This is a genomic window from Bradyrhizobium sp. ARR65 (assembly GCF_000472385.1).
Lineage (GTDB): Bacteria > Pseudomonadota > Alphaproteobacteria > Rhizobiales > Xanthobacteraceae > Bradyrhizobium.
This window is the reverse complement of sequence record NZ_AWZU01000010.1, coordinates 59538-78286: the sequence shown is the minus strand read 5'-3', so window position 1 is coordinate 78286 and position 18749 is coordinate 59538. Positions and strand designations below refer to the sequence as shown.

General features: G+C 57.3%; 18 protein-coding genes and 3 pseudogenes. 13 read left to right on the top strand and 8 right to left on the bottom strand.

From position 1 onward, the window contains the following. Nucleotides 1-24: 24 nt before the first annotated feature. The 4 genes and pseudogenes from F758_RS0113840 (at nucleotide 25) to F758_RS51820 (ending at nucleotide 1569) form a co-directional block, all read left to right on the top strand. Entirely contained in the window at nucleotides 25-762 is a 738-nt protein-coding gene (locus F758_RS0113840; protein WP_024508421.1) for a carbonic anhydrase, read from the top strand. A 146-nt stretch (nucleotides 763-908) separates the two neighbouring features. Further along, nucleotides 909-998 (top strand): annotated as a pseudogene (locus tag F758_RS53255) (hypothetical protein); the annotation flags it as partial. Beyond that, nucleotides 977-1333: pseudogene (locus F758_RS51825) on the top strand (IS66 family transposase); the annotation flags it as partial. The pseudogenes F758_RS53255 and F758_RS51825, both read left to right, overlap by 22 nt. A gap of 20 nt (nucleotides 1334-1353) precedes the next feature. Next, a complete protein-coding gene (locus F758_RS51820) occupies nucleotides 1354-1569 on the top strand; it encodes a transposase domain-containing protein (RefSeq protein ID WP_024508419.1) in 216 nt (71 codons plus the stop codon). On the opposite strand, the gene F758_RS0113825 is transcribed toward F758_RS51820, so the two are convergent. Beyond that, entirely contained in the window at nucleotides 1570-2007 is a 438-nt protein-coding gene (locus tag F758_RS0113825; RefSeq protein WP_024508418.1) for a hypothetical protein, read from the bottom strand. Nucleotides 2008-2146: 139 nt separating this feature from the next. Between F758_RS0113825 and F758_RS43875 the strand changes: the two are divergent. Continuing rightward, nucleotides 2147-2803 (top strand): annotated as a pseudogene (locus F758_RS43875) (transposase family protein); the annotation flags it as partial. Here F758_RS43875 and nolL read toward each other — a convergent pair. Both nolL and F758_RS0113810 read right to left on the bottom strand, forming a co-directional pair. Continuing rightward, nucleotides 2780-3883, bottom strand: coding sequence for a nodulation factor fucose acetyltransferase NolL (gene nolL / locus F758_RS0113815; RefSeq protein ID WP_024508416.1), 1104 nt, complete (start codon nucleotides 3881-3883; stop codon nucleotides 2780-2782). The pseudogene F758_RS43875 and the gene nolL overlap by 24 nt on opposite strands. Nucleotides 3884-4823: 940 nt before the next feature. Continuing rightward, nucleotides 4824-5978: a Fic family protein gene (locus F758_RS0113810; RefSeq protein WP_024508415.1), complete on the bottom strand. Its 1155-nt coding sequence runs from the start codon at nucleotides 5976-5978 to the stop codon at nucleotides 4824-4826. Nucleotides 5979-6169: 191 nt separating this feature from the next. Between F758_RS0113810 and F758_RS0113805 the strand changes: the two genes are divergently transcribed. The 3 genes from F758_RS0113805 to F758_RS0113795 all read left to right on the top strand — a co-directional run bounded on the left by F758_RS0113805 (nucleotide 6170) and on the right by F758_RS0113795 (nucleotide 9132). Beyond that, nucleotides 6170-6841 (top strand): helix-turn-helix domain-containing protein, encoded by a 672-nt coding sequence (locus F758_RS0113805; RefSeq protein WP_024508414.1) that lies wholly within the window; start codon nucleotides 6170-6172, stop codon nucleotides 6839-6841. Nucleotides 6842-6934: 93 nt separating this feature from the next. Then, nucleotides 6935-7369: a hypothetical protein gene (locus F758_RS0113800; RefSeq protein WP_024508413.1), complete on the top strand. Its 435-nt coding sequence runs from the start codon at nucleotides 6935-6937 to the stop codon at nucleotides 7367-7369. 353 nt (nucleotides 7370-7722) lie between these two features. Then, entirely contained in the window at nucleotides 7723-9132 is a 1410-nt protein-coding gene (locus F758_RS0113795; protein ID WP_024508412.1) for a DUF2130 domain-containing protein, read from the top strand. 183 nt (nucleotides 9133-9315) lie between these two features. On the opposite strand, the gene F758_RS0113790 is transcribed toward F758_RS0113795, so the two are convergent. The 4 genes from F758_RS0113790 to F758_RS0113780 form a co-directional block, all read right to left on the bottom strand. Continuing rightward, nucleotides 9316-10716 carry a sensor domain-containing diguanylate cyclase gene (locus tag F758_RS0113790; protein ID WP_349542722.1) on the bottom strand — a complete coding sequence of 467 codons (1401 nt, stop codon included), beginning with the start codon at nucleotides 10714-10716 and terminating at the stop codon, nucleotides 9316-9318. 834 nt (nucleotides 10717-11550) lie between these two features. Beyond that, nucleotides 11551-12687: a hypothetical protein gene (locus F758_RS46475; RefSeq protein WP_051386868.1), complete on the bottom strand. Its 1137-nt coding sequence runs from the start codon at nucleotides 12685-12687 to the stop codon at nucleotides 11551-11553. After that, a complete protein-coding gene (locus tag F758_RS51815) occupies nucleotides 12674-12913 on the bottom strand; it encodes a nucleotidyl transferase AbiEii/AbiGii toxin family protein (protein WP_245286490.1) in 240 nt (79 codons plus the stop codon). The genes F758_RS46475 and F758_RS51815 overlap by 14 nt, the downstream gene beginning before the upstream one ends. A gap of 62 nt (nucleotides 12914-12975) precedes the next feature. Next, the gene (locus F758_RS0113780) at nucleotides 12976-13572 is read right to left on the bottom strand and encodes a hypothetical protein (protein ID WP_024508410.1); all 597 of its coding nucleotides are present in this window, start codon (nucleotides 13570-13572) and stop codon (nucleotides 12976-12978) included. A gap of 800 nt (nucleotides 13573-14372) precedes the next feature. Between F758_RS0113780 and F758_RS0113775 the strand changes: the two genes are divergently transcribed. The 4 genes from F758_RS0113775 to F758_RS0113755 all read left to right on the top strand — a co-directional run bounded on the left by F758_RS0113775 (nucleotide 14373) and on the right by F758_RS0113755 (nucleotide 17186). Then, the gene (locus tag F758_RS0113775) at nucleotides 14373-14666 is read left to right on the top strand and encodes a P-loop NTPase fold protein (protein WP_024508409.1); all 294 of its coding nucleotides are present in this window, start codon (nucleotides 14373-14375) and stop codon (nucleotides 14664-14666) included. A gap of 133 nt (nucleotides 14667-14799) precedes the next feature. After that, complete coding sequence (locus tag F758_RS46470) at nucleotides 14800-15540, top strand: hypothetical protein (protein WP_024508408.1); 741 nt, start codon at nucleotides 14800-14802, stop codon at nucleotides 15538-15540. 127 nt (nucleotides 15541-15667) lie between these two features. Further along, entirely contained in the window at nucleotides 15668-16315 is a 648-nt protein-coding gene (locus F758_RS0113760) for a type IV toxin-antitoxin system AbiEi family antitoxin domain-containing protein (protein WP_024508407.1), read from the top strand. Beyond that, nucleotides 16308-17186 (top strand): nucleotidyl transferase AbiEii/AbiGii toxin family protein, encoded by an 879-nt coding sequence (locus tag F758_RS0113755; protein ID WP_024508406.1) that lies wholly within the window; start codon nucleotides 16308-16310, stop codon nucleotides 17184-17186. The genes F758_RS0113760 and F758_RS0113755 overlap by 8 nt, the downstream gene beginning before the upstream one ends. A gap of 356 nt (nucleotides 17187-17542) precedes the next feature. Here F758_RS0113755 and F758_RS47670 read toward each other — a convergent pair whose 3' ends face one another. Then, the gene (locus tag F758_RS47670; protein ID WP_198026483.1) at nucleotides 17543-17710 is read right to left on the bottom strand and encodes an Arm DNA-binding domain-containing protein; all 168 of its coding nucleotides are present in this window, start codon (nucleotides 17708-17710) and stop codon (nucleotides 17543-17545) included. 657 nt (nucleotides 17711-18367) lie between these two features. Between F758_RS47670 and F758_RS43860 the strand changes: the two genes are divergently transcribed. Next, entirely contained in the window at nucleotides 18368-18565 is a 198-nt protein-coding gene (locus tag F758_RS43860; RefSeq protein ID WP_245286496.1) for a conjugal transfer protein TraD, read from the top strand. The last annotated feature ends 184 nt before the right edge of the window (nucleotides 18566-18749 follow it).

Genomic DNA, 18749 nt, shown 5'->3' with positions numbered 1-18749 from the left:
AAGGCGCGCGCCAAAAGGAAAACCATGTGCGAAGATTGCCTCCCAATCTGCCTTAACTCGATCGCGCTGTCCCGCCGTTCCCTGATGCTCTTCGCTGCTTCGGCAGTGGGCACGCTGCTTGGCGACAGGATTGCTGACGCGAGGGAGGCAAAAGCGTTGCCTAAGCCGGATAACGTGCTCTCGCCGGACGCTTCGCTGAAGCGACTAGTGGAAGGTAATGCGCGGTATGTCCGTGGTATATCGCGATGCGACGATCTCAGGCCAGAGCGCAAAGCTTTGGTCGGTGCGCAAAATCCATACGCCGCGATCCTGAGTTGCGCCGATTCGCGTGTTGCGCCCGAATATATCTTCGACAGCGGACTCGGCGACCTGTTCGTCTGCCGGGTCGCAGGGAATTTCGCCGATGATGAAATGATCGCCAGCATGGAATATGCGGTGGAGGCGCTAAACACTCCGCTGATCCTGGTACTCGGCCACGACCGTTGCGGCGCTGTCGAGGCCACGATCAATTCGTTGAAAGACGACAAGCCTCCGCCGGGGCATATTCCATCCCTCGTCGCCGCACTTGCTCCGGCGGTAAAGGCGTCTTCCCAGGAAACCGGGGACGCGCTCGCCAACGCGATCAAGCAAAATGTGGCCGATAATGTCAGAAAGCTCAGATCAGCGAGCCCGTTTTTGAACGCGGCAGCTGAGCAAAAGAAACTGAAGGTCGTTGGGGGGTTGTATCGGCTCGACACCGGTGAGGTCGATCTGCTGAGCTGACCCCAACGACAGAGGGCTACCAGCGCAAAGATCCGTTCCTTCGCGGACGTGGGGCTCAAATATTGCTGTAAGCTTCCGAGGAAAGACGCCTTGCGACCGGCTGGTTTGATGGTTGAGAACTGTACGTATGGGCAGCCATACGATCAGTGCGCTGGTCGACGGCATCCTGCAGGTCGACGGCTTACGCCGCCTACAAGGGGCTGATCAAGAACGGCGGCCGTCCGGTACAACTGGCGTTCTGCCTCGCGCATGCGCGGCGGAAGTTCTGGGACAATTCAGGTCGCGACGAAAATCGCCGATCGCCGCGGAAACGCTGCAGCGGATCGCGATGTTCTACGCCATTGAGGATCGCATTCGCGGTTTGCCGGCGACGCAGCGAGCTGCGGTGCGGCAATCCGACACCAGACGGCTGATCGAGGACTTCAAACCCTGGCTCGAGGCGCGGCTGCTGGAAGTCTCGAAGAAGTTCGGTCTGGGTAAAGCCATCCGCTACACCCTTAACCATTGGGATGGCCTGACGCGCTTCATCGATGATGGACGCATTCGGTCGAGCGCAGCATCAAGCCGATAGGGCTTGGAAAGAAGAACGATTTGTTCGCGGGCAGCGAAGGCGGCGCCGAGACATGGGCCATTCTCGCGTCGCTCATCAACTCGGCAAAGCTGCAAGATATCGACCCACGGCACTATCTGACCGACGTTCTCGAGCACATCGTCTCTGGACGCACCAAGATCAATCAGCTGCACATGCTGCTACCGTGGAATTGGAAGGCCGAGCGCGATGGTTCGGAGGCAAAGCTCGCCGCCTGATCAGTTCGACGGCAGAGCATCTGGAACTTCCTGCGCATCGCTGGTGTCCTCATAGATCTCCTCGCGGATCACGCGCAGCGTCACCTCGTGCAGATAGACTTGCAGCGCCCTTTCCAGTTCGGTGAACTCCGGCAACAGGATCTTGTCGACGAAGCCCCGCGACGCGCGGACCATCACCGTATTGCGTCGCTGGCGGTGATAACGAAACGGCCGCAGGCCGTATCGACGGCAAAGCGCCAGAAAAAGGTGCCGAGACCACTGGTCGGGAAGTGAGAATTGCTGCTCGATCGCTGGATCGTGGCGAGCGAGTTCCTCGACCCGGGCACGCACCCGCCGCAGCGCGGCTTCCGCCGCCAGGCGCTCACCAGCAGTTCCGGCGCCCACGAACAACGCTTCGATCTTCCGAAGCTTCTCGCGCAGCTGCGATTCGCTGGTCATCCTGATCCCCGTTGCCCGCTCCGAACCGGGATCACCCCATCACCGCGCGCCGGCGGCGTCAATCATCCCGACCGCGCTATCCAGAGCATTCCGCGCGAGTCAGGCCCGGCACCGGTGAGCCTCTCTTGACGCTCACGCTCGCTTCGGCCCGCTGCTTGATCTGGCGCAGCGGGTACGCACCCAGGATCAGCATCAACGCGGCCCCGCTGTCTATGCGTTACATGCGCCGGAGGTCGAGTGCATCGGCAAGGGGAAACCCGCGCGCCTTACGAGTTCGGCTGCAAGGTCAGTATCGCAACCCCCGCGACGTCCCGAAGGGCGGACAGTTCGTGCTCCATGCCAAGGCGCTGCACGGCAATCCCTTCGACGGGCACACGCTCGGCCCCGTGGTCGCCGACATGGAGAAGCTCACCGGCGTTGAGGCTCGCCGCATCCATCTCGACAAAGGGGTACCGCGGCCATAACGACGCGCACCGGTTCAGGGTCTGGATCTCGGCCCAGGTCCGTCGCGTCACGGCTTCTATCCGGCGCGAGATGAAGCCTCGTGCGGCCGTCGAACCCGTCAAGGCCGAGCACCGCATGGACCGCAACTATCTCCAAGGCCGCGGCGGCGACCGCGTCAACTCCGGTCCTCGCCGTGGCCGGCTCCAACTTCGGCCTGCTCCTGCGATGGTTCCCAGAACTCCTGATGCCATCATCCGGGCCTTCGCCGAAACTGTCCCGGCTCAAAAGATCGCTTGAATCAGCGCTGGTTCGCGTTCTTCACGGAGGACTACTTATGAGTAGGCTGGGCTGACAAAGGACGCGAGAGGGGGGGCATTCCAAGCATGAGCTGAGACAGGTAGGGAATGTCGCGTACGGTCCAACGAATCATTAGCGCGACTACAATAATCGCTGTCCCGAGACTTCCAGCCGCAGCTAACCTCGTTGTGAGATCCGAAAGTTCTCCGTACGGCAGGGAATCCATCAGACGGAAAACCGTACTCTGCACCAGGTACAGCACGAGCGTGCTCTGCCCCACTTCGGTGGCGATAAAGCGGACTACCCTGTTCGAGCTGCCGATTCTCGAGGTGCGAAGCAGGATCGCGATCATCATGCCTGAGGCCGCGGCCGACCCAATAAACATCAAAAGTACGTTTTTTGCCGATTGCAGATCATGGATCAAGGCGAGATTGTTGTAGATATAAGTGTCTTTGCGCCACGCCATAAAGCACAGGGCAGCCGCTATGGACGTTGACATCATCAAGAGCGGCCTATGGGACCGCACGATGCTCGTCCACCGTTCTCTCGATTGCGCAAATGAGAAGCCCAGACAGAAGAAGGGGTAAGTGTACTTTATGAGAGGGAATACGGAGATAGTCACAGGTGCAAATGCGACAAGCAACACTGAGACGAACAGGGGCCATGGCGAAGATGGATTGAAGGCCCAAACGAGCTTGACGAAAAGAAAGGAAGCGAACGCAGCCCAGATGAACCAGTATGTGCCGGAGAAATCGTTCAAAACCAGCAAAACGGTGTCTGGTGCGTCCGGCGGGCGAGGAAACATGGCCAACTTTGCTGCCTGAAGGAGAGAGCACCAGAACAGCATCGGCGCCAGGAGCTGCATCGCGCGATCACGGAGGGCTTGCGTGAACGACTTTCCCAACAGCGCTCGGCTGGAAAGATATCCGCTTATCGCCATAAAAAGAGGCATGTGAAACATGTAGATCCATTTGAAGGATGCCGAATCCCAGAAGCCATCTCCCCCATAAATGATATACTGGATCAGGTGACCGACAATCACCAAAATGATCAGAACTCCTTTGGCGAAGTCCAAGGCTAGATCGCGATCGTTCACCGCTGGCATTGTCTTGCCAGTTACGAATGTGTCGAGCATCTCGGCAGCACCATTACTACGACTTCGGTATGCGTCTTACGCTGGCGGGCTGTTTCTGCCGGTACTGTCCGGGACCGGCATTCATCGAGTGCAGCATTTTGAAAATGCTGGCCAATTCAGAGCCCGGAGCCAGCGCCAAAGACATCGCTAACGGACTTCGTGTGAGCACGGCGTTGAAACTGGCGCTTCGGGTCGGCAATATCGGTTCGCTGGGGCAACCAGGATACCGTCGACCGTGCTGGCGACCAGGAAGACACCACATGCCATGACAATTTGGTTCAGAGGCCAGCTTCATTAGATGCCGCGTCATGCCGGAGCAGCTCAGGCAAGGTCCGATCCAGGATAGCCCATTTGCAGACCCGTATGTAGCTACCAACCACCTGTTACGGAACAGAACTTCGCTGCTGCGGCTTTTGATCAATGGCAATCCGTCGGTTCGATCATCACGAAGCCAATCGCCATACAAACTCTATGCTTCCAATAGCTGGAGAGCGGAGGTCTTCAATTATATGGAGGTGAGCAGTCCGTGTACTATACGAGGGTTTACCGATTTAGCCGCACCCCATTTATCAGATCTAGCGCACCATCTGCAGGATGTAGCGAGCGGAAGATGTGTTTGTATCGCACTACGATGACTTCCTCTGGCGGCAAATCCGGTATGAAGGCCTGAACGTTCAGTTTGCAAAGGCACGGCTCCGCCCACGGAGCGGCGGCGTCTGCCGCGCGGCAATCAGGGTGACAGTGGAGCGTCAATCAGGATGAGATAGCTTCGCCGGGCTCGTGACGCGGGGAGGGCGTAGCCCGACCGGAGTTACGAGCCCGCGCCGGCGCGATCCACAGGGGACCGCGCCAACTGGTGATCGCGGCCGGCTGGTTGTGCAAGTGGTTCTTCCGCCAAGAGGGATCACGCGCTTGCGAGCCGACACGATTCGCCGCGAAATCAGCCGGCCGGCTGATACAGTCTAGGAAACCACCGTTCGACTACGGTTGCCGGGAAACCCAGCTTCACCGGCGAGCGCGTTGTAGGTGAAACCAAGTAGCCCTTTTCAATGAGGGTGTTGAGGACCGTTCGCGCCTGGCGTTCTTCGTATCCCGTGAGGGCAGGAGCGCTCCCTCTCGCGTACTCACCGGCCATCACCGCTTCACGCAATAAAGGCCAAGAACCCTTTGGAAGCCGTTTTGCGCGGGTTTCCTCTTCGGTCCAAATCTCCATGCGCCTGAGCAGTTCTTCTGGCTCCAGGAGCCCCGCCATGAAGTCGACTTGGTCGACACATGTTGCCAGGAAGAATTTGCAGAAATCGATAAGGCCCGCCATCGTGAGGTTACCCCGACCATCAAGGTCGCCGCGACGCGGTTCGTCTGCCGCTTGCAAGTTGGCTTTGTAATCGGCGACGCGTCGCGCAAGTCCCCGCGAAACGGCCCAAAGCTCGGAGCCGACATCCAATTCCCGTAAGAGCGCATGAGAGAACAACCGCGTTACGCGACCGTTGCCGTCCAGAAAGGGGTGAATCCAGGCGAGGCGATGGTGGGATGCGGCTATGCCAATAATCTTGCGCAATCTCGAAAGGTGTTTCGAGGAGTAGCCATCAGCAAACCGCTTCAAGAACGCGGGAAGATCCTCCGGTGGGGGCGGAATATGGAGTCCTACCTTGACGTGATCGTTACGAAGTTCACCGGGGACGATTTTGATCTTCTCTTTGGTCGTCGGGTGGTCAACGACCAGCAGCTCTTCCGGCAAGCGTTCGCAGAAGTTTTTGTGCGTCCAGACAATGAAATCGACGGACAACGCAGGTGAAGGAGCTTCACAGCGGTCAATCATACGCTGCACTTCAATGTGGGCGCGCGCTTCTAATTGCAGATTGCGGCGCTCAGGCTCCTTAGCCAAGTCGTCCTTAAGCGCCCGATCAATGTCGATAGGCAGCGTGTTGTGGCCTTCGATAAGGTTGGAGTAATAGCAGTTCATCGAACGCACGAGGTCGCCCACCGAAGCCCGCATGACTGGGTGTATCCGTCCGGCCAACGTGTTGGCCTTCGCGACCAGATCGGTTGCCAGATCTTCGAGTTCCTGCCGGTCCTCTGGCAGGAGGGGTTCCATAGCTGATACGTCCATTTTTGCCGCTTTCTTTGCCGCTAAAATATACAACAATATCAACAGCTATATAGGGTCGACGCCCCTTTCTTTGCCGCTTTTATTGCCGCTTTTAAGTGGCAAAAACATACTTGGAACCCTTGGCTCCTGGGGCCATTGGCCCTATATACGCTAGGACCAATGGCCCTAGGAGGAGTATGGTGGTGACCCTCGTTAGAACGCCGGAAGCTTTGAAGGACGCGCGTGCCGCACTTGGGCTGAGCGCAGACGCCTTAGCCAGAACCGTTCGGGTTGAAGATGGGCGTACCGTGCGCAGATGGGAAGCCGGTGAACGCGAAATCCCAGGCCCTGTGATCGTTATCCTAGAAACCGCGATGGGCTATCTCGATAGCATCAAGCAAATCGACCAACAGTTGGCCATGCTGCATTCGGGGAAAATGACCAGCGGCGAAACCACCTGCACCGGGGAGACCGATCAGAATGACACCGACATTGAGCCTCTCGCCGCGTCCCGGAAGAGCCTTACCGAGGCCTTGGAGATACTGACCCGGCAGCCCGCCAATGATGGCTCGGACCGGGTGCATTGGTACAGCCTGCGGCGCACGACACCACTCTTCGATCCGGCACTAAAGGACGAATGGTCGTTGCCCGGCGAACTGAGCCCCGAGGCCGCGTTGGCCTATTTTACCAGGCATGAGGACTTCGACGAAGGGCTTGAAATTGCCGACGATGAAGGCCCGCTTACTGAGTTCATTCTCGAAAAGCGGAAGGTGGTGCGCCGGCGGGTAGGCGCTTCTCAGAGGCTAAGTCTAAGTGCTGGGAAGGTGGTGGACACCTACTTTGTCCGACGTCGCCGCAACGCTACTTAGCGTGACGACATTACAAGGAGGCTGTTGGATGCTCTTGTTAGCGCAACATACAGGTGACGCGCAGGCAGCACTCCGTGATCCAGAACGATCGTTGTGCTCCTGGAGGGCGGGGACAACGATGCCTGGAAGGTCCTGGAGGGCCTTGAGAAGCGAAAAACGCCTCTGAGCGACCACCTTCATGACATACTGCCTGGATGGTGCACGGATTTCATTTTCGTGGGTACCGAGTTCACCAAGCTGTTTGAAGGATTCGAGATGTTGGCGGCGCTGGCGCGCCTAACGCTGACAACTTCGCTCGAAGAGTTGCAGACCAGGCTCAGCAAAACAGGCGGTCGCGACTTCGTCTGGAGTCCAAGGGGGCGCGCAGGTTGGGACGGACAAACCAGGCGACAGATATTCGAGGGGTGGGCCGCTCCCGAAACCAATGCCGCGATCCTCAAGGCAGGATTTGCGGATAAATCGGCCCACTATTACGAGCTGGCGATCAAGAGCCTAGGCCGTCTCGCAGAACAAATGAGCTGGCGATAGTCGCCTGGTTGCGCATTGATCTCGGCCGGTCGTGTCGGGTGAATAGGTCCGCAGCGCGGGCTTTCTCTGATCAAGCCTTCGCCGGTCGAATCGTCGAACGTCCCGTCGTGCGAGCGATGCCCAGCTCTGACTCGCTGCTCGGCAGCTTTCCCTCAACTCAACAAGCCGTCCGAGCGACGTGGCCGGCGCCTCGGAAAGCGGGGGATTGCCAAAGCAAAATGCGCAAAACCGCGGCTTCCGGCTTGACCCTTCAAAGTTGCTTGTTCTTTGTTCTCGCTGCGGCTGGCCCGATTCTAAGGGAGCCAGCCCCTTTTTGAATGACAACAGCAGCCGCCCCGATCCGGACAGGAACCATGCACGAGATCATCTGTCCCCACTGTGACAAGGCCTTCAAAGTCGACGAGTCCGGTTACGCGGATATCCTGAAGCAGGTCCGTGACGCCGATTTCGCACAGCAACTCCACGAACGGCTGGAACTAGCCGAGCGTGATAAGCAGAGCGCTGTTGAATTGGCCAAGGCCCAGGTGAGCAACGATCTGCAGAAGGCTGCGGCCGCCAAGGACGCCGAGATCCTGGAGTTGAAGTCCAAGCTTGAGGGGAGTGAGGTCGCTCAGAAGCTTGCCGTCAGTGAAGCGCTCAGTACCGTGGAGAAGGAGCGTGACAGGCTCGCGAACGCGCTGGCCGAGTCGGAGCGCGAAAAGCAAGCAGCCTCGGAGCTTGCTGAAGCGCTCCTGGTCACCGAGCAGCACAAAATCACTGCTGCCAAGGAAAAGGAAATTCAAGACTTGAAGGCCAAGCTTGAGGCTGCTGAGCTTCAGAAGAAGCTCGCGGTCACCGAAGCGGTCGGCATCATCGAGAAGGAGCGCGATGAGCTGAAGAACGGTATCAAGCAGGTGCAGCTTGAAAAGCAGCTCTCCGAGCAGTCGCTGAAGGACAAGTACGAAACGCAGATCAAGGATCGCGACGACGCGATCGAGCGCCTGAAGGACATGAAGGCTCGCCTGTCGACCAAGATGGTCGGCGAGACCCTCGAACAGCACTGTGAGACCGAGTTCAACCGGGTGCGGTCGATGGCCTTTCCGCGGGCGTATTTCGAGAAAGACAACGACGCGCGGACCGGCAGCAAGGGCGATTACATCTTCCGCGACTCGGACGAGGCCGGTACCGAGATTATCTCTATCATGTTCGAGATGAAGAACGAAAGCGACAAAACCGCAACGAAGAGCAAAAACGAGGACTTCCTCAAGGAGCTTGACCGGGACCGGACCGAGAAGGGCTGCGAGTACGCCATCCTGGTCTCATTGCTTGAGCCGGACAACGAACTCTATAACGCCGGCATTGTCGACGTCTTCCACCGCTACCCGAAAATGTATGTCATCCGGCCGCAGTTCTTCCTACCGATGATTACGCTTCTGCGGAATGCGGCGACCAATTCGCTTAAGTACAAGACCGAGCTGGCGCTCGTGAAGGCGCAGAATATCGACATCACCCAGTTTGAGAATCAGCTTGAGACTTTCAAGACGGCGTTCTCGAAGAACTATGATCTGGCCTCCAGGCACTACCAGACGGCGATTGCCGAGATCGACAAGTCCATCGATCATCTGCAGAAGACCAAGGATGCGTTGATCGGTGCGGATCGCAACCTGCGCCTCGCGAACGACAAGGCGCAGGACGTGACCATCAAGAAGCTGACCCGGGGCAATCCGACGATGGCAGCGAAATTTTCGGAGCTTAAGAGCCCGCCCGCTGAAGCGGCGGAGTGAGCCGGCCTCGCCACTCCCTCCTGTTGCCGGACATAAACCGCCGGATTTCTCGTCCTTCCTGCGTTGCGCTACCTAAATTGCCTTTAGGACCTAGATGCGGCTGTCCCTTGGCTTGAGATAATCTCGGTTTCGAGGGACCTAACTGGCGCGAGCAGGCCGCAATCGATGCAATCGTTCCCTTCACTATGCCGCGACTTTCCTCCGTTGTTTGCTCGATGAGGACGCCATAACTGCCCGGTCGCGTCCGTCGCGTTTCGCGGAGTATAGCGCCTCGTCCGCTTCGCGCACCAAGTCGCCTGGACCATCTCCGGATCGCGGAATTAGACATGCGAGGCCGATGCTGATGGTCGGACAGACCTCCTGACGCTCGCGCTGCGTCCTACGCAGGGCCGCAAGACGGCCGCGAATCTTCTCAGCGAGTTCAAACGCCCCCTCGGCATTCACGCCAGGCACCAACACGGCGAATTCCTCTCCGCCATAGCGAGCGGCAAGGTCTGAGGCCCGGTTCGTTGCTCCTGCGATGCAGCCTGCGATCGCCGTCAAGGCGGCATCGCCGGCCTGATGACCATGTTGGTCGTTGTAGGCTTTGAAATGATCGGCGTCGATCATCAACAACGCGATTGGCGTTCCCGATCGTTGCGACCGTCGCCATTCGGCCTCGAGCGCCTCGTCAAAACGTCGTCGATTGCAGAGGCCGGTCAATCCGTCCGTATTTGCAAGCACGGCGAGTTGATTTTCCACGGCCGCACGCCGCTTCAGCGCGGCGATGAGGTAGATCGTCAGCACGATCATGAAAACGAAGAGTGCCGCGACTACAAGGCTGATCGACCACACTTCCCGCCACCAGTCCGCGTATATACCGTCTAGCGAAAGCCCTTCGGCGAGGAGCAGCGGATGACTGCCGATCTGCCGAAAAACGAACAGCCGCTTGACATGGTCGAGAATCGACGTCGTTGTATATGAGCCTGACTGCTGCTGCGGGAAGTATCTGAACACCTGGGACCGGCTGATGCTCTGCCCGATCTGATCGACGTCGAACGGCGCCCGCATCAGAATCATGCCTTCGGTATTAAACAACGTCATCGAATCTTCCGGACCGAACTTCAGTTTTCGGAACAGGTCATGAAAGTAGCTGAGGCGCATGCTACCAGCGACGACCCCGCCAAAGGAGCCGTCCGCATTCTCGATGCGCCGGCTCAGGCTGATCAAATATTCGCCCTCACCGGTGACCCATGGTGCGCTGATGAAAAGGCCGACATCTCGCCGCGCCTGGTGTACCCGGAAGAAATCATGGTCGGCGAAATTCGCTTTTCGCGGCGTGAGCGTCCTTGAATCTAGGGTGAGGTTGCCCGCCGCATCCAGCACCAGGATCGAGCCCAGATCCTTGGCGGTTGCCGCGCGGTCGAACAGGACAACTTGGCGTAACTCGGGCCGGATCGTATCGATCTCCGGCAGCTTGACCCCGTCAACGACCGCCTGCAGGGAGAGGTTGTAGAGCTCGATGTTGCGTTCGATCTCGCTCGTGATGGTGGCGACGAGATTGGTGGCGGCCTGCTCGGCCGTCAGGTAATCCTTATTGGCCATCTCCCAGAGAATGGAAGCGTAGATGGCGGAAAAACTCAAAATGAGACCGATGCCAAGCGCCAGCAGCCGCTTGGTTGGTACGGTTCTAGGCTTCAAAAAAAGCCCGTTCATTAGCTTAGCCCCAATATTCCCAGACGCCCCGCGTCGTTTCGTTGTATGATCAATCTCTTGAGAAAGGCGAGGCGAGGGGCCTGCAATGCCGAGCTTTGCAACAAGAGTTCGTTAACCAGAGTGTGGAAACGCGCCTACAATTGGCGCAACTCAGTCCGCGAAGCCAATTGTTCGAACCCGCACGCCGACACCGAGTGCGGAAGCCGGAGCAGCCCGGAGCTTCAGCGCAATAACCCTCGTCGGTGCGATCGGGTTGTGGCAGCCAGCCTTCGGCCGGCCCGGATATATGCGCACGAGCAAGGTAACCCGCAGGATCAAGTTTGACCGCAACGCGAATGTTGAAAGCGATCTCACGTTCTGGGCTCGCTTTCTTTCGCAGGGATCGCAGACAATAAATATTGGCCATCGACATGTCGATGACCTACTCCTCGACGGAGGTTTTGTAACAATTGACGTTCAGGAAGGAGGTTTAGTCGATGGCTCTTCCATTGAAGATCGACGTACTGCCTGAACCGGAACTGGAATTTGCGAACGCCGCTCGCGACGTCGATCCGCGGCGCGGCTTTGGAGCCCATGGTCCAGTAGATGACCGCGGGTTGCGCAGCATTCGGCTCGGTTGGACTCGCCGAAGACATCGAAGCTTCAAAGGCGTGGTTAAGTCGGCTCAATCAATTCATGCCGGCGTTTGAAGGCAATTCGAATAGATTTCGTGATTGGCCTGGACTAGAAGGCGCCCTGAACTGCGAGTTTGCCGTGGGGGAGCGCTTTGTCCGCGCGGTAGATACGAATATTCATAGTACCTTGAAGGATGCGCTGACGGGCAAATCCTTCGACGAGCTCGTTGAAATATTCGACGGTCGAATAAGCAGCCTGTTCGGAGATGACAGCCCAGACTGCATCATAGTTTGCGTGAAGCCAGAGCTTGGTGATTTGCGGGTATCTAACCCGGGGCTTACGCCTGAAGAGCGCCACGCGCTTGAAATCCTGCGAACAGAAGAGGAAGGCGACCAACTCGCGCTCTTTCAGCCTTCGCCGGATGAACTGAAGGCGGCTGAAGCGCTCTACACGATGGCCGACGACTTGCTTTTCCGCACCTTCTATCGCGCGATCAAGGCGCGCACCATGATGCATGACGAAGCCGTCCCCATACAGTTTCTTCGGCGAGACACGATCGATCGCCCGGATGACAAAGGTCAAAGTTTCGCGACACGTGCCTGAAACATAGCGACTTCGATTTATTACAAAATGCGCGGAATACCTTGGCGCCCGACCGATCTTCCGCGGAACGTCTGTTTCGTCGGCATTTCTTTCCATCACATGAAGAAAAGAAGTGGTCATCTGGTCTATGCAAGTGTCGCCCAAGCATATTCGACCGACGTTCAACCATTCGTCTTCAAAGGCGCAAACATCGAGCACGACCAGCGTCGGGAAAGGCAGCCTTATCTGAACACGGCACAGGCCGAGAGTCTCTTGAGCGATGTTCTCGCCCAATATGGAGAACGCGCGGGTGTGATGCCGGACCGGGTCGTCATTCATAAGACGACCACATATCAGCCTGAGGAGATCGCCGGGTTCAAGGCTGCTGCCAAGTATCGCGTTTCCGTGGTTGAATACATAAACGTTGCCAGCGGCGTAATCGTAGACCCAGGAGCTGATGTCTTTCGGCGTGTTGGAAGCGACGGTGTCGAAGCCGACCTCAAGCAGCACGCCCTCTCTGAGGCCTTTCTCGGTCACGCTGTCGTAGCTGAGCCTGATGCCGGCACCACGATAGTTCGGCATATCGTCGAACGCCGTATCGCGCTCGACGCTCGAAATGCCGTCGATTTTGATCGACTTGGCGAGCCAGTCATAGAAATCCATTCGCGTTTTGATTTGCGCCGGACTGTTCTGGTTCTTTGCCGGTCCTCACGTCGCGGTCGGGTGGAGGTTCGATCAGGATATCGATGTCCTCCGAAAATCGATGGATGATCTTGTGGCCTTTCGAAAGCGACGTGCCGCCCTTCAGTTGGAATGTGTAGCCGAGCTGCTGAAACCCCGTAGAGGCAATGCATGATCCAATAGTCCTTTTCGACCAGGGCGGGATCAATGCCCTTCTCTTCCGCCATAATCCGGATCAGATCCGGGAAGTCCGGATGATTGTGCAGGAAGTTATGCGGCATGCTGCAGTTCACCCGGTCTCAGCGCGCGCTCAAAGAACTTTTTGGTCCGCTCATTTCCATAGGTGCGCACGAGGCGGCGCAAACGGGGACTGTCGGACACGACCGCGCGTTCCATGACCCGCTTCAGAACTTCATCCTTCGCCTCGGCGAGCTGATCGAGGTTATTGACGAGATCGACAAGCAAAAATTCCTTCATCAGCGATTTGGGAAAATGCGGCTTCACGCGAAAGGCAAACCTGCGGCCGCCCAGATAAAACTCGCCGTGGCGCTTGTGATTGTAGACAACGGTCTTGTCATAGAGCTGTGTCGTGCCGACTCCGAGACTGTTGTAGGCATTCGGCGAGGCCAGGAGAAACCGGTCATCCTTCAGAAACGCGCTCACGACATCCTTGTCAGCCGCGGGAGCCAGGCCGAATGCCGTCTCCTTCGGAAAGGCGTAAAGTCCACCTGAGAGTTTCTTCAGGACACCCTGCTCAACCAACTGCTTGATGTGGCGATCGACAGACGTCGACCAGCGCGCCAGATCGGCGCGTCGATAGGCCTGGCCGGGCTTTAGGTGCTTTTTGAGTTCGTCGAGTTTGCTCATGCCTTGCAGTATAGGCTCGAAACGGCCCGTTTGTAGGATAGTCCATTGAAAAATCATGCAATTTACACTGTATCTTATTGAGCAAGCTGACGTTTATTGGTCTGTATGGGTAGATGACTATGGTTCGGCTGGGCTGAGAAACAATCTCGCCTCGGCGGAACGGCGTCTCCGAACGGGCTCGGTAAGAGGACCTGTTTTGGGCGCTAATTCGAGGAAATCCTGCTCGATGCGGTCTGATCGCCGGGCGTTGATATCGGCTACCTCTCCATTGAATCAATCGAGAACGCCGCAACGATATCGCAACGAAATGGCCCAAACGGCCGTGAACAGAACGAGATGGAACGACTCTCGATTGCAGAAAAACCGATAGCTTAGAAAATACACACTGCGTTCGGAACGGAGGGCGCCAGCTGTCAAATCGCCACTTGAACCGAATGTCCGTATCGGTGGTTGCGTCTCTCCGCAACCAAATTTTGACGAGCCCCGCCATTGGCGGGCTTTTTCATACGTTACGACTCGTTCTCACTGGGTACGAAGGGAAGCCGTTATTACAACCGGTTAACGCCATTCCGGTGCGGATCCCAAACCGTTCTCAAAAAATCCACGGCACAAAAATGGCACAAAACGGCACAAAAGACCGAGGAGCTGAGGATGTGAAATGGCCGGTTTGTCGGCTCGATGAGGCTGGAAATGTGCTGCCCCGGGCGGCCTATAATGCAGCTTGAGTCGCATGAGGTAGATCCCGACTGAGCGCCCATCGAGCGCCCTTGCGGGCGCTTATTTATTGGCTGGTAGCAAACATGTCCGACTTCAATCAGTCGCCGAACGACGCGCCTATCAAGGAACCTGCCGAAGACCGGTTCGGCATCGATCCGTTCGCGCAAGCGCTCGCCGCCTCCATTCACAAGATCAAAGCACCCGAAGGGACGGTGATCGCGCTCAATGGCCCTTGGGGCTCGGGAAAGAGCAGTGCTGTCAATCTCACCCAGCATCACTTGAAGGATGCCGTTGCCGCTGACGAAATCGCGGTCGTGAACTTCGCCTGCTGGTGGTTTCGCGGCGAGGCAGCTATTTCGTTGGTTTCGCTGGGATGATCATGCGTGGGGGCAAGGGGTCGAATTTTCTCCATTTCATGGCGGCTGATTTCCTGATGCAATTGGCATTCGAGTCTGCGACACGGCCCTGGAATGTCCATTTTTCGCGCAGGTCTGTCGGAGATTTTGGATTGTGCGAGTAACCTTTGATAGTAATGCATGGGAAAAGATTTTTGATCCGGACGATCGGGATTGGGCGTCTGTTCGATCGGCCATTGCGAATGGGCGAATAGCCGGGTTCATTTGCGAGTCTGGCTTCCGAATTGAAGCGATCCGCAAGAGCGAGCGGGCGTCCTATTTCGCAGGGCCGGCGATGGACGTGCAGTTTCCGTTTTCCATCGTCATGCGGCATGGCCAGCCCCACGTTCATTTCATGTCGATCGGCCCTGACGATAAGCGCCACCCTGGCCTGCCTGAGGTCCAATCCAAGAAACTCAAAAGCGCGCTTGCTGCGGGCATTCGGCTTTTGAGAGGTGCGGCCTGGCTGGGATTGCCAAGTCCTGCGGAAATCCGCGACCCCACGCTGTTCGCAGAAACCAAGGACAACGAGCGCGAGCAGCGCCAAATCGATCTGGCGGCCCGTATTGAGTCTCGGGGCGTTGGCAAGGCTGCATTTGATGCAGCAGGCGGCTGGAACGCCGCGCGCGGAACGACTTCCACTGAAAAGGTGTTTTTGAAAGCCTGTGCTGAGTGGGCGGACGGAGAGCTGGTCGCAGCCCACATTGCTTATCGGAATGATATTTTATGTACTGACGATCGAGCTCGCTCAGCCGGACTCTCCATTTTCGATACGGCGAATAGAACTTGGCTTGCGACAGAATTCGGCGTTCGGTTTGCGACTTTGGAGCAACTCCGCGACCAACTACCTGATTGACGAGGCCGCCTCAGAAGCGCTCGGCCAAGCATTCCTTCATATTCTAAAGTAAAATCAATGCCTTATGATGATATAAAACCTTGCTAGCTTGTTGACATCGGTGATGTTTTGTATCATATTGTGAGCCATGGCAGCCACCTCAACACGTCAGGAAGACCGCGCGCTCGATCTGCTTAAGGATCGCGGCATGGTTCGGCTTTCCGAATTCCTCAACCATGACATCACGGCCGCGACCATCTCCCGCATGGAGCAGAAGGGTACTGTTGTTCAGCTTGCTCGCGGCCTCTATCAACTGGCTGACGCGCCGCTTGATGCCAATCACACGCTGGCCGAGGCCGCCAAGCTTGTTCCGAACGGTATCGTCTGCCTCAGCTCCGCCCTCGCGTTTCATGAACTGACGGACCGTATCCCTCCTGCTGTCTGGATGGCCATTCGACCGCGCGAGTGGCGGCCAAAGATCGAGCAACCAAAGATCGAGATCGTTCGCTTCGGGCCGAAAGTCTTCGATACCGGAATCAAGACCCATATCATTGAGCGGGTCGAGGTTCGTATCTACACACCGGCCAAGACCATCGTTGATATGTTCAGGCATGCCCAGCGCCACAAGATCTGGTACGGCTCGCAAATCAGCCTAAACGAAGCCATGCTTGGCATGAAGGAAGCGCTTCGCAAACGCAAGGCGACGCCGGCTGAAATCGCCCAGTTCGCGGTTGAGGCCGGAATCTGGGAGAAAGTTGTCCAGCCCCGCCTGGAGGCGCTGACAGTGGATGCCTAAACCGGTCAAGCGTAAACCCATCGTCAACGTCGCAGCATCTGTACGCGCCCGGCTGCTCAACCTGTCGAAGCAACGCAGGCAGCCGCTCGATTTGCTTCTGACCCGCTACGCGCTCGAACGCCTGCTTTATCGCCTCAGCACGAGCAAATATCGCGATCGCTTTATCCTCAAGGGCGCGATGTTGATTACCAGCTGGATGGAAGATCCTCACCGTCCCACCCGTGACCTTGATCTGCTCGGACATGGTGATCCGTCGCCGGCGGCCATGCTCGCGACGTTTCGTGAAATTTGCGGCGTAAAGATTGACGATGGCGTTGTCTTTGATGTCGATGGGCTCGCCATCGAGGCGATCCGTGAGCAAACTGAATATGGCGGCATGCGTCTCAAGACGACGGCTGAGATTGCCGGCGCGAAGCCGAGGATCATCATCGATATCGCTTTTGGCGATGCGGTCGAGCCGGAACCCGTCGATATCGAGATGCCCGTTCTGCTGGATCAGCCCTCGCCGAACCTGCGTGCCTATCCTTACGAGACGGTGATTGCAGAAAAATTCCAGGCCATGGTCGATCTGGGTCGCGCCAACGGCCGCATGAAGGATTTCTATGACATCTGGACCTTGGCGCGGTCTCACGAATTCAACAAAGATGCGCTGGCAAGGGCCATCGCAACGACCTTCGCCCGTCGGAAAACTGAGATACCGGCGGCGACACCTGATGGGCTAACGGCGGCGTTTGCGGACGATCCAACCAAGCAACAACAATGGAAGGCCTTCGTCCAGGATGTCGCCGTTGATCCGGGATCACTGGCTGACGTTGTCAAGGCGCTTGAAGTGTTCTTGATGCCGCACGCGGCCGCGGCGAAGAGGCGATAACATGGCGAAGCCCACGACCTCACCGCCGAGGAAAAGGCGCTGTTGGCTGAATGCATGCGCAATCAGGATATTCTCACACTCATCAACTATGAGCGTGAGGCAACGATAAAATTTGGACTCATCTCCGCATGCGCTTCGTCACTTCGCAATTTCGTGCTGGATCGAGGCGGCCTCAAGCCGAAGGCCGACCTTCGCCGGTCACAGCAGCCTCCAAGTCACGATGGATCGCTACGGGCACCTCTTCAAGTCGGACGACCATCGTGAATCAATGGATGCCATCGCCAAGGATATCTTTGCGTAGGTAATATTTATGTCGAAAGACGATGACTTTGAGATTCAAGAAGCGCGGGTCAAGGCTAGACGCCGATGGCAAGGGTGGGTTGTTTGCCATGCCACCGATAGGCCAAGCGCCAGTATTTGGCTCCGTCAGGATTGATTAAGAGGTGCAAGCCACCGCCGTCGGACAGCTTGCGTGGCTTGATTTGGCCCTTGGCATTCCGGCACTTCGTATCCGTGAGCTGCATGTTGGTATCTCGCTTCGGCCTCGATAAGATACCAACTATGCCAACAAAACGGCGGGATGTTCGCAAATTGCATACGAACGTCGACGAACGTTGAACGCCGCAGACCATTGGAAAAATTGGGAAAAGGATCGTTTCAGCGGATGAGGACGCATCGTTGCGAACACTGACGGACTAACGATGTGGTGGGCCCGGCAGGACTCGAACCTGCAACCAGACCGTTATGAGCGGCCTTTAAGGCTGGGAGCTCCCGCTGCCCAGTACCGCTTTAGTAGCGGTGAAGTCAGATGCAGCCTGCTTATGGACGCGCGAACGTCTCGCGGTTGTCGACTTACCACCGCGTCTGGATCGGATTGACCGCAATCCACCCGTCGCGGGGACCACATGACTTTGCGATCAAGCACTTAGGCATAATGCCAATGAACTGGCCGGCGCGCTGATCGTACTGGCGAGACAAAAGAGACCGGAAAGATGGAGGCATGGGCCAGGCGTAGGGCCGCGTTCTTTCAAAGCCGGGCAGGGCGAAATGCACCGCCAACTGATCGCAACACGACGGTCCTCCTGCGTAACCGAGCGGAGCGCAACCGGCATCAGGCCGCAAGGGCGCGACATGAGATGCGCACATGACAGGTCGAGCGTCGCGAGCGCACGCGGCACCTCATCGAAATCGGCGGCCTCGTCGTTAAAGCCGGTATCGTGAACCTGACCAGCGACGACCGGGCCACCATTCTCGGCGCGTTGCTCTGGATGGCCGACAAGCTCAAAAGCCATCAAGACGAACGCGCGCGAGTGCTATGGGCCGCAAGGGAAAAGCAGGCGCTCGAGGCGGACCCGGTAACACATAAGGGGACAGATTGAACTGTTTCAGCAGTTCGCCGTTGATGCACGACAAAAGCGAGTCGGATGTCAGCTTGGTTTCAACACGCCAACCAGCCCGTAGTTGGCGAGGCAAATTGATGTAAGGGGAAGCCCTTTGCGTCATACAGGTCCAGCGCAGTGATGGACGAAGGAAAGATTCTTGACGGCGCAAGAAGGTAACGTC

Excerpts from the sequence above, each read along its gene's own strand:
- F758_RS47670 (WP_198026483.1), bottom strand. The coding sequence starts at position 17,710 with ATGCAGCTCACGGATACGAAGTGCCGGAATGCCAAGGGCCAAATCAAG.
- F758_RS46475 (WP_051386868.1), bottom strand. The coding sequence starts at position 12,687 with ATGGATTTCTATGACTGGCTCGCCAAGTCGATCAAAATCGACGGCATT.
- F758_RS0113840 (WP_024508421.1), top strand. The coding sequence starts at position 25 with ATGTGCGAAGATTGCCTCCCAATCTGCCTTAACTCGATCGCGCTGTCC.
- F758_RS0113825 (WP_024508418.1), bottom strand. The coding sequence starts at position 2,007 with ATGACCAGCGAATCGCAGCTGCGCGAGAAGCTTCGGAAGATCGAAGCG.
- F758_RS0113755 (WP_024508406.1), top strand. The coding sequence starts at position 16,308 with ATGCCTAAACCGGTCAAGCGTAAACCCATCGTCAACGTCGCAGCATCT.
- F758_RS0113775 (WP_024508409.1), top strand. The coding sequence starts at position 14,373 with ATGTCCGACTTCAATCAGTCGCCGAACGACGCGCCTATCAAGGAACCT.
- F758_RS0113760 (WP_024508407.1), top strand. The coding sequence starts at position 15,668 with ATGGCAGCCACCTCAACACGTCAGGAAGACCGCGCGCTCGATCTGCTT.
- F758_RS0113780 (WP_024508410.1), bottom strand. The coding sequence starts at position 13,572 with ATGAGCAAACTCGACGAACTCAAAAAGCACCTAAAGCCCGGCCAGGCC.
- nolL (WP_024508416.1), bottom strand. The coding sequence starts at position 3,883 with ATGCTCGACACATTCGTAACTGGCAAGACAATGCCAGCGGTGAACGAT.
- F758_RS0113810 (WP_024508415.1), bottom strand. The coding sequence starts at position 5,978 with ATGGAACCCCTCCTGCCAGAGGACCGGCAGGAACTCGAAGATCTGGCA.
- F758_RS0113805 (WP_024508414.1), top strand. The coding sequence starts at position 6,170 with ATGGTGGTGACCCTCGTTAGAACGCCGGAAGCTTTGAAGGACGCGCGT.
- F758_RS0113790 (WP_349542722.1), bottom strand. The coding sequence starts at position 10,716 with ATGGCCAATAAGGATTACCTGACGGCCGAGCAGGCCGCCACCAATCTC.
- F758_RS0113795 (WP_024508412.1), top strand. The coding sequence starts at position 7,723 with ATGCACGAGATCATCTGTCCCCACTGTGACAAGGCCTTCAAAGTCGAC.